The sequence below is a fragment of the Parafrankia soli genome (assembly GCF_001854695.1).
Taxonomy (GTDB): domain Bacteria; phylum Actinomycetota; class Actinomycetes; order Frankiales; family Frankiaceae; genus Parafrankia; species Parafrankia soli.
Genome location: NZ_MAXA01000015.1, coordinates 1 through 13,192 on the forward strand (window position 1 = coordinate 1; position 13,192 = coordinate 13,192).

Consider the following 13,192-nt stretch of genomic DNA (forward strand, 5'->3'; position numbering starts at 1 on the left):
GGGCCTCAAACACCTCCGCTCGGTCCATACCGTCGGTGCCGGGCACGCCTTCGTCCAGAACATCCGCCGCGGCCACTACGAACTCGGAACCGACACCGACCCGTTGCTGCGGCTGTCCGCTGCCTTCGCCGAACTTGCCATGGCCGTCTGATCACGACACCAGCCGGGGACCGCCGCGTCCCACCACTCCTCAACGCAACAAAGCCCCCCGAGCACATCCGGGCCCGCCGGCGGGCGTAGGCGGCCACCAGATACATGGGGATGGCTTCAAACAGGTCCGCCGGGCTTTGCGTAGCCCCGCATGCGGTCCCCGGGCCGCCCGCAGGCCATGTATACGTGGTCATTAATCCGCTGCAGTCGTGGGGTGTCGCGCGATCGCGGGGTCCACGAAGACCATCGTCGTCAACTCGGGGACTTCATGCGAGGACTCGCCGTGGATGTCGCCGGAGAGGCGACGTTTTTCACGTCAGCGGAGGCACGCGAAGCCCGGAAGCTCCTCATCTTGCACTTCTGCACCGCCACTGAGGAGGAGGTGTAGACCTTTCTGTACACGAGGAAGCTCTACTACGGCTGGCTGGACGATCTGATCGATGCGCACGAGTTCGAGGGCTTCGAGCACCTCATCCTGACCGGTTACGACGTCAACAGCGGCTGGCTGCGAGGCTCCTACGTTGATCCCTCGCCGTGCGACTCGGAGGTAGCACGGCCACCACGAACCCGGTATCGAGACCAGTCCCGGATTCGGAGACGGGCTCTTTCGTCGAACCCGCGTCCGCGATCTGTCCAGCGAACCAGCAGAGCGTTGGCGTGGCGTCCCCGCGTACAACACGACGGTCACGCCGGGCTGGTGCTCAGTGAGCCTTGTCGAACGCCTCGACGATGTTCGACGCGATACGGCCCCGGTCRCTCACTGTGTAGCCGTTGGTGCGAGCCCATTCGCGGATGCCGGCGGTGCGGTCGGTTCCCGCAGTGTGCTGCGAGGCGGTGCGCGGGCCGCGCCGTCCGCTGGCGGCACGGCCACCGGAACGGCGGGCCGCCGTAACGAACGAGGCCAGTGACTCCCGCAATTTTGTGGCGTTCGTCCCCGACAGGTCGATCTCGTAGTGTGCGCCGTCCAGCCCGAACCGGACGGTCTCGTCAGCCTCTTCTCCACTGAGGTCATCGATCAGTGAAACGATGGTCTTCTGCGCCATGATCATTCCCCTTGCGCATCTGTAACCCGCGTATCCGCGATATCTTACAGACTGTATCGCGTGATCGTCTGGACGGGCCTGTCGCATCCGCCGTAATCGGCTAATCACGACCAGAAGCTTCTGCTATGGGAGTCCCGGATCCGGCTAGTGGCGCGCCCTTGGGTGGCTCATGAGGCTGGATGAAACCGAGGCTGAGTTCTGGCGCACCCCACAGGGTTCCTCGCAAAGCAACAACGGCCGGACGGATAGCCGGCGGGGTTCCGGGCCGGCTTGATGTCAGTACTCCGGCCGTTCGGCTTCGATGCCGATGGGGGTCGGGGGCCCGCGCCCGGCGGTGGGTCTTGGGACGGATGCCAGTACGGTGCGCGCGGCCTCGTGCACCTGGACTGCCGCGGCGGTGGCTTGGTCCTGCAAGCACGTGGCTGCCTCGTCGGGTTGCAGGCCTCTTTCGACGAGAACGCCGATGGCTCGGTCGACGAGGGAGATTGCGTCGAGGGCTGACCGGGGGTCTGTTGCCTCTCCGGGGTCCGTGGTGAGATCGGTGTCGACGGTCGCCCGGTGGGCGTATTTCGGGGGCAGGTCGCGGGCGAGTGCGTCGAAGGCGGATTCAGCGTCCGAGAGGAAGATGACTGCCAGCGGTGCGGCGACCGGTTCAGAGCCTGCGGGAGCGGACAGGTCGAGCCGAAGTGAGCTCAGTGTCGGCGCCGTGGTGTCCTCGTTACAGGCCACCGCGAGGGTGAGCGGCCGGCCGTGTAGTTGCACGGCCACGAGGATGGCTGTGCAGGACGGAACGGCTACGTGTACGGCCTCTGCCAGCCTGGTCAGGGTTTCGGTGGGGTCGGAACCCGCGGTACCCGCTGAGAGCGTCGCGATTGCCCGCAACTCCTCGGTGAGCGTGAAGATGATCTCCATTCTGCCTGGTTTCTGGCGGCGCAGCGAGCACCACTGCCGCCCCGTCCACCAGTGTCTCGGGCAGGTGGACGAGGATCGTTCCGGTCCGGTACCGGACCGGAGTCGTGCTGGCTGCGGCCTTCGAACAACGCTTGTTGAAGACCGCTGTATACAAGGAACACTGCGTCCGGAGGCCGCTGCTCGAATGCTGTGCTCGCATGCCGCTGTGTTCGGGCGGCGGTCGGATGGGCGCGGGGTTCAGTGTGCCGCGAGCCGATCATCGCCGGTGGCGGGCGCGTCGCATGGCGTCCTCGACCAGGCGGCGGGCCACGTCGGCCAGTTTGACGTGGTCGCGCTGGCTGCGTTCGCGCAGAACGTCGAACGCTTCCTGCGCGCTGGCCCCGCTGCGGCTCATCACGATGCCGATCGCCTGATCTATCGTGGCCCGGTTGGTCAGGGCGGACTCGAGCTGAGCGGCGAGCCGCTGCGTCTGCGCCAGGACCTGCGCGTTTGCCACGGCGACCGCCGCCGGTTCGGCGAATAGTTCCCCCAGGCGCACGGCCGACGCGGTGAAGGCGTCCTGTTCGTGTGCATAGACGTTGAGCGCGCCGACCACTCGGTCCGTTACCAGCAGCGGCAGCGACAGCGCGCTGTGTACCCCGAGCCGTCCAGCCCGCGGGCCGAACCGCGGCCAGCGGCTCTCGCCCCCGAGCGACCCGCAGATCTGCGTCCGCCGGTCTGCTACCGCCTGCAGGCAGGGTCCCTCCCGGAGGCGGTACTGCACCTCGTCCACGACACGGACGAAGTTCGTGCTCGCGACGATGGTGTCCGGCTGGCCGGCCTCGATCAGGGTCAGGCCGACACCGTCCGCCCCGGGAATCGCCGTGACGGCGAAACCGGCAACCCGGGTCAACGTCGTTTCCAACGGCTGGGAGGTCATCAGGAGCCCGGACAGGCTACCGAGAGCYGTGCGGAAGTCCTGTTCGATGCTCACGACCGCCCCAGATCGGGCCGACCGGCCTCTGTCCGGACGTGTCCGAGCGCGCCGGCAGCGTCAAGGATGCCGCCCGGTGACCCGACCAGCCGGCCGGTGGCCGCGCGACGCAGTATCGCTCGGGCCGGCTCGGGCGCCGCGCCGGGCGGGATGATCAGGAGTCGGATCCGCGGCGCGGCCGCCCTGCCCAGGGTGATCAGATAGGGGTCGAGAGTTGTGTACCAGCTGACACGCACTGCTGGGCGGGCAGGGAGTGTCACCCGGTCCGGGATGTCGCGCCAGGCTGCGGCGTTCACCGAGACCCGGGTGATCAGATGGCCGGCTGGCGATGCCGCCAGTGTGGTGACAAGGTCGCGCAGTTCGCTGGCGAGATCTCCCGTCGTCGGCCACCATGCGCCGTCGAGACCGCCCGGCGCGTCGACCGGGCTCATCGACAGGCGCGGCCCGCGCTCCCGCGCCGGAGTTGCGCCGTCGAGCCGGTGCGACCGGATCCGCGGGGGAGCGCCGCCGTCGTCGTCCAGCCGGGCGAGATCGGTCTGGTCGGCGGTGGATGTGTCGTGAACCGTCGTCATGACGGGCGCCCGTCTCCGGCGGCCCAGCCGCCGATGGCTACGACCGGCAACGGTGTCGACCTTTTGCACCGGCATTCGATGCACCGACATCCGACAAGCCCCCGGTCTTTGTTCACTGTATGCCCCGGCGCGATCCCCCACCCCGGATGGGCCTTCCGTGACTGTGCGTCCACTTCGTTCGATCACCGATGGTCGGGGTGGCGGGTCCGCGAGGCCGAAGTGTGTGGCGCTGTTGCCAGCGTTAGTCGCCGTGGGCCGCCGCGGATGGTCATGACGTTCGCACTGTCAACCGCGCAACAGGCCGAAGCGCACGGCGTTCCTTTTCCGACAGACCGCCCCACACGCCGGCGTCCTGACCGGTGTCGAGTGCCCAGGACAGGCAGTCCGCTCTGACGGCGCAGTGGCGGCAGATCGTCTTGGCTTCCGCCGTCTGCCGCTCGGCGTGGCCGGAGGTGCCTTCTGGGAAGAACAGCTCGGGATCGGTGTCCCGGCAGAGGGCGTGGTGGCGCCAGCCCATGCCGGGCCAGGTCGTCCCGATCGTCGGGGGAGGCGGTTCGTCCGACGGCCCGCCGGCACCGGATCTCGCGGCTGATCTCGGGACGTCGACGACGGTGAGTGGCCCCATGCGCTGGCCTGCCGGCTGACCGATCGCGCCTACCAGCGCGGAACGAACCCGCCCGGCCGGAGCGGGTTCGCTGGCCCTGGCCCCGGTCATCCCGCCGGTGTCTGGCTGACGACCGAGGTCGACGTTCACCTCGCGGTTCTGACGCGTGCGCGGGATTCGTTCCCTGCCGTTCGCAGCGGCGGGGTTGTCTGTGGGGGTGGGGCGATTCGTGAATCCGGAGTCCTCGGTGGAGGATTCGTTCGTGACGGCGGAGCCGTCTGCGTTGCCAGGGTCATTCGCGACGGCAAGGTCATGGGTGAGGGCGGGCAGGGTCGCTGACGGGACCACGCCGCCTCCTCTCGATGGGTAGGGGCGCCGGGCTGATCCGCGGCAGCGCGCAGCCGCAGCTGCGGAACCGCCGGTGCGGCAGCTGCGGCGGTGAACGCGGCGGGAACCAGGCTGAGGCGGGAGGCGAGATCGAGAAGCCGGCGGACGGACGGTTGCGCGTGCCTGATGGACAGGCTCGACCCACGGTCGTGCGCACGGCGCCAGAGTGTGACGAGGGCTCCGAGGCCGACCACATCCACGAAGGTCAGACCCGACAGACCGAGCACAACCCGGGTGCCGGTCGCGTACTGCAGGGTGTCGGTGGCGGCCACCAGCTGTGGGCGGGTGGCCACGTCYAGTTCCCCGCGCACGTCGACACGGACGGCTGCCGCCTCGACGTGGACGGCGACCTCCAGAACCGGGAAGTCCGGCCACCTGCCCGATCCCATGAGCGCCGTGGCCGGTCCCGGATGGGGGACGGGCTCGCTACCGGTGGTCCGCGGACTGGAGCTGTCGGCGGCCATGTCGGCCCAGCCGTGGCCCCCATCGGTCTGGTCTCTGCCGGTCTGGTCCGCGGGGCGACTCATCGCCATCCTCGTCCCCGCGGGGATCGGCTGCGGGGACGGTTGGCTCCGGCTCCGGCTCCGGAAGAGCAGCTCCGCACGGTGATGAGAAGGCTCGGCGTTAAAAGGGTAGGTGTCACGAGCGACGCCCTAAGGACGGTCACCGAATGCACCCGAGTGTGAGCGTAGGGCTCGCGGTCTGCGGTGGTGCCACGAGGGCGGTACTACATGGACCCGTACCAGTAGCAACGTGGCAGCGCAGCAATCCCGATCTCGGATAGGCTCTGGCCCAGCCAAGTCGGACTCTACCAGCGCGCGAAGCGCGCGACCACGGTGGGGCTCGAAAATCCGGGGTTCGCCCTGTGAGCGGGTCTTGGGGTTGAGGTGATCGTCATCCATCAGTAGGTCCGTGCTCGACGACGAAGAATATGTAGACCTGTCGAAAAAATACGGTATCTACCGGGAACGGAAGTTAATTCTGATGTTCGTTCCGAACCGGACGATGCTCCGGTGGCCGGCTGCGCTCCAAGGTTGCGGAGTGGCGAACAACGTCGCCGTGGGCGGACTGGACTCGCTGTGGGCCGGCTAAAGAAGGTCAGGTTAACGCCGGTGGCCGAGTTCTGGCACCCCACAGAGCCGGTGGATCACCCGGCGGACCCCCGGACGGGACGGCTGGCGACCAGGTGCACCGGAATGCGCGCGGCGGCGCCGGCACCCGCAGCCGCGACCTTACCGTGGGTGAGCCGTCCGGTGACTCGTTCGACGGACTTCAGCTCGGTGCCGACGATGACGACGTTCTGGACAGGAAACTCGTGGTCGGACAGGTAGTCGACGACGTACTGGGCCCGCGGATAGTCGTCATAGATCCCGAGCGACATCGGATATTCCAAACTGAGCGACGAACGTGAGACACCGCTTGATAGAGCCATGCTGTGGGCCTCATTCTGAGGGAAAAATTCGCATGTCGCGACCCGAGGTCATGTACTCGACCATCGGGAACGAAATCGCCGTGAATGGCATCGTCCACATCTGGTGATGGGGCGGGGGCGTACCAGCACTCAGAGCGATCATGGTGAGAGCTGATCCAGGCCGCTGGCGGCCGGTTGCCGCTTGCCGAGAGCGATGTCGGCGTGGAAGCCGACGTCCGAAGTGCTCTCGGTCACTTCATGGTACGCGCTGGCTGCCGCCCTCGAACTCGGTCCGCCACCGCTCGCTGTCCAGATGGAAGAGGCGGTCGCCGCACTGCACCGGCAACCTCGGGATCTGGCCGTGGGCCAGCACCGGTCGGGACAACCCGGACATCGTGCTCGCCTGCGCGGGGGAGTCGGGCCCTCAGTGCCTGTCCTGAATCTTGGTTGCGTGGGCCGTGCGTGGCCTGTTCCTGATCTTCTCGGTGTGGCGGGCCGGGTCGGCGGGGCCGGGTGGTCAGGGTCCGGCTATGGCGCGATCGCACCGGTATCCGTCGGATCTGTCCGATGAGGAGTGGGCCTACGTCCAGCCGTTGCTGCCCCCGGTCCCGAAGGATGGCCGTCCCGAGAAACACGACCGGCGTGACATCGTGGACGCGATTCTCTACGTGACCCACAACGGAGTCGTGTGGCGGGCGTTGCCGGCGGACTTCCCGCCGTGGAAGACGGTCTACGGGTTCTTCGAGCGGTGGAAGAAGAAAGGCGTCGTCATCGTGGTCCACGACGGGTTGCGTGACCAGGTCCGCCACGCTGAGGGGCGCAGCGCGGCACCGACCGCCGGGGTGATCGACTCCCAGTCGGTGAAGGGCGCCCCCACGGTGACCGCCCCGACCCGCGGCTACGACGCGGGGAAGAAGGTCAACGGCCGCAAGCGGTTCATCGTCGTCGACACCCTCGGCCTGCTCTTGGCCGTGCTCGTCGTCCCGGCCAACCGTCAGGACCGCGACGGTGCCCGCCAGCTGCTGGTCGACCACTACTTCATCACCCCGACCTGTCGTTTCCTGTTCGCTGACGGCGGGTTCGCCGGCCGGTTCGTCACCTGGGCCGCCGCGGTCGTGAAGACCACCGTGGAGATCGTCCGGAAGAAAGAGGGCCAGAAAGGCTTCCAGCCACTCCCGAAACGCTGGGTTGTGGAACGCACGCTGGCATGGATCACCGCGCACCGCCGCCTCGCTCGCGACTACGAACGCGACCCGCACAGCTCTGCCGCCTTCGTGCACTGGGCCATGATCCGCACGATGGTCCGCCGGCTCGCCCGCCGCGCCCCGGTCTCCCGCTGGACGCCTCGGACGACCAGCGAGAGCTAAAAACGATCAAGATTCAGGACAGGCACTCAGACCCAGTGCCTCGATCATCTACGTGCTCCGCTCCTTATTCGGGGTGCGGGGTGCGGGGCGATGTGCAACGGCTCACCGGTCGGCGCGGCGTCCCGGTGGAGTGCCGTGTTCGGATAGGCGTCAGCGCTGCGCCGATCGTGAGCAGGGCGACCATGAACAGCACGTCGGCGAAGGCCGTCCCGGCGAGGGAGTGGTAGATGCTGCGAAACGGGCCTGTGGCCGCGGAGCCGAGGAATCCCTGGGTGGGACTACCGCCGTTGGTCCAGGCATCCGCCGAGGCCGTGTCGTGACCCAGGCCGAAGGTCTTGTCCAGGAACGCCCAGAGAAACACCCAGCCCAACGCGAGCCGGATACCGGCCAGCAGGTAGCGGGCGGGTGTGGCGGAGCGTCCGCCGCCGGCGGAACCCGGCCGCTACCTGCTGCCCAGGAGAGGTGCGCCGGCTCGCGGGGGTCGGGTGCGCCGCGTCGGCCGGTAGGGGTTCGGCGCCGTCGATCTCCGGAAGAGTCGCCGAGTCGGCGGCTCGGTGGGTGGTCGCTGCACGGGTGTCGGGATTTTTGGCGATGTCGACCGTCGTACTCACGTTCCTTCGTCGCTCGTGGATCGGATCCGCAGCGAGAGGGCCTGCGGGCGGTTCTGGTGCGGATGGCGGTTCGAGGACCACCGGAGCCAGTAGCGGGCTGGTGGTCAGTCGAGGTCGGGTGGGGCCACGGTCAGCACGGCGGCGACCGGGCGGCGAGGTGTCTGCGGGGCGGTGTTGACGGCCGGTGGCCAGCCGACCCGCATGATCATCTGTGGGTGGTCGGGCCAGGTCATCAGGATCCGGACCCGGTTGCGTACTCCAGGCAGGTCGAGTGCCTGCGTCATCGCGGAGGTGGCCAGACCCAGCCGCTCGGCGTCCACCGACAGCCGGGCGTAGGCCTCGCCGGCCTTCAACCGGCTCGCCGCATCGTCGTCGAGACTGAACAGCACCAGGTAGGCCGGCTGCTCGTCGAGCATCCGCTCGCCCGCGGCGGCGGTCGGCGGGTCGCCGGGTGCGAAATCGCGGACCGGCACGTCGGTCTGCCGGGGCCGGCCGGGTGAGGTGTGCGCGACGGCGGTCGGCGGGATGCCTTCGCCGGTGTCTGTCGCGTCCGGCCGGACCCAGGTGGTCAACTCTGCCCGGTAGGCCGGGTCGTTCGTTTCCAGGTCGTCGGCCCAGGACGTCGCGACCGCGAGGTGGAGCCGGTCGCCGGGCCGTAGGACGAGGGAGGCGTACAGCGAGGGATCCTCGACACCGACGCACAGGACACCGAGCAGGTCGGTCGGGACGGCGCCGGGACGGAACGGCCGCCTTTCGGTGCGGCGTCGTCTGGCTGCGGTGACGGTCTCGTGGACGTGCGCTTTCACCGGCTGCCGTCCCTCGAAGCGAAGACGAGCCAGCAGGTCGGGCCGAGTCGGATCGGGCATCCGTTCGGTTGTGGTCCGCCAGCCCTCGGCCGCCAGTCCCAGGCCGGCCAGGTACAGCGCGCCGCCGCACGAGATCAGCAACGCCCATCCGTCCGGGTCGATGGCTGCGAGCTGGCGCCGGCGGTCGGCCCACAGTTCGAGCGCGTCCGCCGTGAGCTCGAACCGCCACGGCTGCGTGTTGTGGATCGACGGGGCCCTCACCGCGAGCGCGACGACCCGCTGGATCTCGTCGACCGACGGCTGGCTGCCGGTGTCGGTGGAGGTCATGCCGACCGCCCGCCGGAGATAACCGGAAGCTGGCGCCCAGGTTCGCCAGGACCCGGGGAGCCGTCGCGGTGGGCGAACGACATGACGACGGACGACCGGAGCATGGCGCGTCTCCACAAAGAGAGGTCACCGTGAGGTCCGGCGGCGAGCGGTCCCGCTCCCGGGGCGCGGCGCAGGCGTGGCGGCCCGGTTCCGAACTGGCTGATAGCCCAGCGTCCTGAGGTTGCGCGCCTTACGTGGCTTCTGTCAACTGGTCAACGATCTCGGTCTTAGCCTGGGTCGGGTCGCAGGGACGCCAGTAACCGCCGGCTGGCGGTGGCGACGTCCGTGTTGGCGTCGCTGGCCCGCCGCTGCAACTCTCGGCGAACTGTCTCGGGGGGCAGGCCCCGGTCGACGAGCACCCCGACCGCCTGGTTGACGACGCGAAGGCCGGCTAGCGAGGCCGGGAAGGATTCGCTACTCACGGCCGCTGGCCAGGTCAGGTGCTGGTCCACCGCGAGCGGCGGGTGGTTCGGCCCGAGCCGCGTGCCGAGGTCGTCGGCCAACGGCAGGAACGCCCCGGGTTCCCCCGCACGCAGGACCAGGACAGCGCCGGGGACGACGGCGGACAGTGGCACCGCCAGCGAGGCGAGCACCCTGACCGGCGCCGTGGCGCCGTCGACCGCCCAGGCGTCGATCTCGACCCCCAGCGAGGCGAGGGCGATCGTCACGGTGAGGCAGGACGGCACCGCGAGAACGACGTCCCGGCCGAGCTTGCTCAGCCCGGCCGCGAGGTCGTCCCCGCTGACGTCTTCGCCTTGGAGGAGTCGTAGGTGTTCGGCCACTGTCGCAGTGACCCGCACGGGGTTCTCCTGACAAGCGCACGGTGCGCTGGACCCCGGCCCAGCGACGATGCCTGACGGTGCGGCGAACGCACCGACACCCGCTCGTCTGGACCCAGGCTGAGGCTGCTTGGCGACGTCCGAGGCGGGAGGGCCTGAAGCAGTCCGGCCCCGTCGCGTCGCGCAGGCTGCGGATGACTGCCGTCCGCCTCCATGACGGTAGTCCACTCCGTGCCCGTTCGCCCCTCGCGGCGACTGCTGGCCGACGTCCGGCAGTGTGATCAGTACGAGGCGGCGTCGGGCTCGGCAGCGGGTTTACGGGCGCGGGCGCGGCGTACTGCCTTGTCCACCAGGGTCCGGGCCACCTCGGCGACCTTGACGTGCTGGGACTGGCTCATCGCCCGCAGCCGGTCGAATGCCTCCTCGGGTGTCGCTCCCGTCCGACTCATGATCACCCCGAGTGTCTGGTCGATGACCGCCCGATTTGTCAGTGCGGCTTCCAGTTGCGCTGCCAGCCGATGCGACCGCGCCAGGATCAGCGCGTTTCGCACCGACACCGCCGCCGGCCGGGCGAACAGCTCCCCGATCCGGACCGCCTCCGGCCCGAAAGCGTTCTTCGCGTGGGCGTAGACGTTCATCGCGCCCACCACCCGGTCAGGAAGCAGCAGCGGCAACGACAGCACGCTGTGCACACCCATCCGCCCGACCCGCGGGCCGAACCGCGGCCAGCGCGCCTCGCCGCCGAGCGACCCCGACGTCTGCGTCTTGCGCGACGCGACCGCCTGCAGGCACGGCCCCTCACCGAGCCCGTACTGCACGTCGTCCACCACGCGCACGAACTCGGCGCTGGCCACCACCGTCTGCGGCCGGTCGTCCTCGAGCATCGTCAGGCCCGCGCCCTCCGCGCCGGGGATCGCCAGTACCCCGAACTCCGCGATGTGGACCAGCGTTTCCTGCAACGGCTGGTCACCCGTCAGCAGTCCCGAAAGCCCAGCCAAACTTTCATCCAGGTCGTCGTTCACAGATTCTCCGATCCGCTGTGCGACGCGCACGCTGCCACCGCTGAAACGGTAGACCCCCGGGTGATCTGCGTGCAGGTGCCAGGAAACACGGTCTGAGGAAATCAGATAGTGGGCGCGCGAGCACGGACGCCTCTAGCCGGTCGAACTCGCGGTCGGCGGCCACGTGACAGGCCGTTTGACAGAAGCCGCCTGGGCGCGCATGCTGGGCGTGCTGGGCTCTCAGCCAGTTCGGGACCGGAGTGCCGCGCCTACGCCGCGCCTCGGGGAGCGGGACCGCTCGCCGCCGGACCTCAGGGTGACCTCCCTATGGGGACACGCCATGCTTCTCTTTTTCATCGGTGGCCCGGTAGTGTGCGCGGGGCTGGTCGCCCTGCTGGTGTCGCTGCGCGTCGTCAAGAAGTACGAACAGGGTGTTCCTTTCCGGCTCGGACGCGTGGCTGGAGAACGCAGAGCGGGTTCGACCTCCGTCGTCCCGCTCGTTGACGTACCCCACCGGGTCAGCGTCCGGAACCGGCACAGTGCCTCCCTGCATCATCCGACACCGGAAAAGCGCTTGTTCACAGCGTCGGATGTCGTCGGAACGCGTGAATGACCCCGACCGTCTCCAGGGCAGGCTCCACGCGGTGCTGACGAAAAAGCCTCCGGCGGGTTCTGCACTCGACCATCTACGCGCCGAAGCCGCCGCGCAGCTCCCCGCCACCGGCGTCACGACCTCAGCGACCCCGGGACCGGTCGGCCCCCAATCCGCCGCGCCGTTGCACGAGGCGTCCCCGCCCACTGCGGCAGCCGGCGCGGACGGGCCGTTCCGCCGTCTCACCGCGCTGGCGAGCGCCCTGCTGGACGCGCCGGTCGCGTTCGTCGCCCTGGCTACGACGCCCAGCTCGGGGTGGTTGTCACTCAGCTCCGGGTCTCCCCCCGGCGTGCTCGCGGAGGCGTTCTGCCGAAACGTCCTGCGCAGCGGGATGCCATTGGCCGTCGACGACACGTGCACCGACCCACGGACACGGGACAACCCGCACGCCGCCGCCGCAGGCCTCAGGGCATGGGTCTGCCTCCCCATGCAGGGTCCGGCCGGCGGCATCCTCGGCTCCTTCTGCGTCCTGGACACGATTGCGCGTGCCTGGACGGCCCGGGAATGCGAGATCGTCGCCCGGCTGGCGTACGCGGCTGCGGGTGAACTGGGTCTACGGGGCGACGCCGCTCGTGCGGCATGTGACACCCAGCGGCTGAACGCGCTCACCGAGCAGACCGCGGCGCAGGCCCGCGACCTGCAGGACAGTCTGCTGCCCCCGCACCTGCCGGATGTTCCCGGGATGCAGGTCGGGGCGCGCTACCTCCCCGCGGCGKACGGGCTCGGGGTACTCGGCGACTTCTACGACGTGTTCCCCGGACCTCACAACGTCGAGGGTCCTCGTCCGCTCACGAACAGGGGTCCCCGACCCCTCGCCCGCAGCTGGCCGGGAGGGCGAGGCTGGCCCCGAAGGCGGTGGGACGCGGTCATCGGCGACGTCTGCGGCCACGGTATGGAAGCCGCGACGGTCACAGCGCTGGCGCGATATACTCTCCGCGCCGACGCGATGCGCGAAAGTTCCCCGGCGCGCGTCCTCGGCCGGCTCAACGCCGCGCTCCTAGCCCAGCGACCCGACAGCGAACGGTTCCTCACCGCCGCGTACGTGATGCTGTTCCCCAGGCGGGGGCATGTCGCCGCACTCCTGGCCTCGGCCGGGCACACCCCCGCCCTGCTGCGGGACGCCGACGGCGCGGTACATGCGGTCGGGGACCACGGACTGCCGCTCGGTGTGTTCGACCGGGCGGACCTCCACGACACCCGCCTGTCACTGAAACCCGGCGACACCCTGCTTCTCTACACCGACGGCGTCACCGAAGCACGACGAGGCCACGAACAATACGGCGAGGAACGCCTACGCGACCTCCTCGCGGACACGGCACGACTCGGCCCGCACGATCTCGCCCGTGCCGTCGAGGACGACGTGCTCGCCTTCACCGGCGGCCCACACACCGACGACATCGCCGTCCTCGCCCTGCGCGTCGCCGACAACTAGTGCAGCGCCGCGCAAGTCCTGCTGGGGTTGGTCAGGCTGCTTTGAGGGGTTCGCCGGTGTAGGTCCAGCGGTAGGGCTTGGCGGTCCGGTCGTAGACCTCGATGAAGTGGAGGATCTTGTTGG

At 69.2% G+C, this 13,192-nt stretch carries 14 protein-coding genes and 1 pseudogene; 4 read left to right on the top strand and 11 right to left on the bottom strand.

All coding sequences use genetic code 11. The features are described 5' to 3' along the window. A pseudogene (locus tag BBK14_RS03735) lies at positions 1 to 151 on the top strand (IS6 family transposase); the annotation flags it as partial. A 700-nt stretch (positions 152 to 851) separates the two neighbouring features. On the opposite strand, the gene BBK14_RS03740 reads toward BBK14_RS03735, so the two are convergent. The 7 genes from BBK14_RS03740 to BBK14_RS03770 all read right to left on the bottom strand — a co-directional run bounded on the left by BBK14_RS03740 (position 852) and on the right by BBK14_RS03770 (position 6,022). Then, positions 852 to 1,193 carry a histone-like nucleoid-structuring protein Lsr2 gene (locus BBK14_RS03740; protein WP_071059835.1) on the bottom strand — a complete coding sequence of 114 codons (342 nt, stop codon included), beginning with the start codon at positions 1,191 to 1,193 and terminating at the stop codon, positions 852 to 854. Positions 1,194 to 1,469: 276 nt separating this feature from the next. Beyond that, the gene (locus tag BBK14_RS03745) at positions 1,470 to 2,105 is read right to left on the bottom strand and encodes an ANTAR domain-containing protein (protein WP_071059826.1); all 636 of its coding nucleotides are present in this window, start codon (positions 2,103 to 2,105) and stop codon (positions 1,470 to 1,472) included. A 256-nt stretch (positions 2,106 to 2,361) separates the two neighbouring features. Next, positions 2,362 to 3,078, bottom strand: coding sequence for a GAF and ANTAR domain-containing protein (locus tag BBK14_RS03750; RefSeq protein ID WP_071059827.1), 717 nt, complete (start codon positions 3,076 to 3,078; stop codon positions 2,362 to 2,364). Next, positions 3,075 to 3,650: a DUF5994 family protein gene (locus BBK14_RS03755; protein WP_071059828.1), complete on the bottom strand. Its 576-nt coding sequence runs from the start codon at positions 3,648 to 3,650 to the stop codon at positions 3,075 to 3,077. Before BBK14_RS03755 ends, BBK14_RS03750 begins: the two co-directional genes overlap by 4 nt. A gap of 268 nt (positions 3,651 to 3,918) precedes the next feature. Further along, positions 3,919 to 4,365: a WhiB family transcriptional regulator gene (locus BBK14_RS42675; protein ID WP_476739382.1), complete on the bottom strand. Its 447-nt coding sequence runs from the start codon at positions 4,363 to 4,365 to the stop codon at positions 3,919 to 3,921. Positions 4,366 to 4,400: 35 nt separating this feature from the next. Continuing rightward, complete coding sequence (locus BBK14_RS41945) at positions 4,401 to 5,174, bottom strand: STAS domain-containing protein (RefSeq protein WP_083390694.1); 774 nt, start codon at positions 5,172 to 5,174, stop codon at positions 4,401 to 4,403. Positions 5,175 to 5,788: 614 nt separating this feature from the next. Then, complete coding sequence (locus BBK14_RS03770) at positions 5,789 to 6,022, bottom strand: YflT domain-containing protein (protein WP_071059830.1); 234 nt, start codon at positions 6,020 to 6,022, stop codon at positions 5,789 to 5,791. A 191-nt stretch (positions 6,023 to 6,213) separates the two neighbouring features. On the opposite strand from BBK14_RS03770, the gene BBK14_RS41950 reads away from it, so the two are divergent. Both BBK14_RS41950 and BBK14_RS03775 read left to right on the top strand, forming a co-directional pair. Continuing rightward, positions 6,214 to 6,492 (top strand): phosphoketolase family protein, encoded by a 279-nt coding sequence (locus BBK14_RS41950; RefSeq protein WP_420849123.1) that lies wholly within the window; start codon positions 6,214 to 6,216, stop codon positions 6,490 to 6,492. 90 nt (positions 6,493 to 6,582) lie between these two features. Next, entirely contained in the window at positions 6,583 to 7,419 is an 837-nt protein-coding gene (locus tag BBK14_RS03775) for an IS5 family transposase (protein WP_071059837.1), read from the top strand. Between the two features lie 64 nt (positions 7,420 to 7,483). Here the strand turns inward: BBK14_RS03775 and BBK14_RS03780 are convergent, their stop codons facing one another. From BBK14_RS03780 to BBK14_RS03795, 4 genes are all read right to left on the bottom strand, one after another. Continuing rightward, positions 7,484 to 7,780, bottom strand: a complete 297-nt coding sequence (locus BBK14_RS03780; RefSeq protein ID WP_198541160.1) for a hypothetical protein — start codon at positions 7,778 to 7,780, stop codon at positions 7,484 to 7,486. A 354-nt stretch (positions 7,781 to 8,134) separates the two neighbouring features. Then, the gene (locus BBK14_RS03785) at positions 8,135 to 9,163 is read right to left on the bottom strand and encodes an Acg family FMN-binding oxidoreductase (RefSeq protein ID WP_071059831.1); all 1,029 of its coding nucleotides are present in this window, start codon (positions 9,161 to 9,163) and stop codon (positions 8,135 to 8,137) included. A gap of 269 nt (positions 9,164 to 9,432) precedes the next feature. Continuing rightward, positions 9,433 to 10,005: an ANTAR domain-containing protein gene (locus tag BBK14_RS03790; protein ID WP_131802150.1), complete on the bottom strand. Its 573-nt coding sequence runs from the start codon at positions 10,003 to 10,005 to the stop codon at positions 9,433 to 9,435. A 260-nt stretch (positions 10,006 to 10,265) separates the two neighbouring features. Then, complete coding sequence (locus tag BBK14_RS03795) at positions 10,266 to 11,006, bottom strand: GAF and ANTAR domain-containing protein (protein WP_116429982.1); 741 nt, start codon at positions 11,004 to 11,006, stop codon at positions 10,266 to 10,268. A 584-nt stretch (positions 11,007 to 11,590) separates the two neighbouring features. Between BBK14_RS03795 and BBK14_RS03800 the strand changes: the two genes are divergently transcribed. Further along, a complete protein-coding gene (locus tag BBK14_RS03800) occupies positions 11,591 to 13,069 on the top strand; it encodes a PP2C family protein-serine/threonine phosphatase (RefSeq protein WP_198541161.1) in 1,479 nt (492 codons plus the stop codon). Positions 13,070 to 13,192 lie beyond the last annotated feature (123 nt).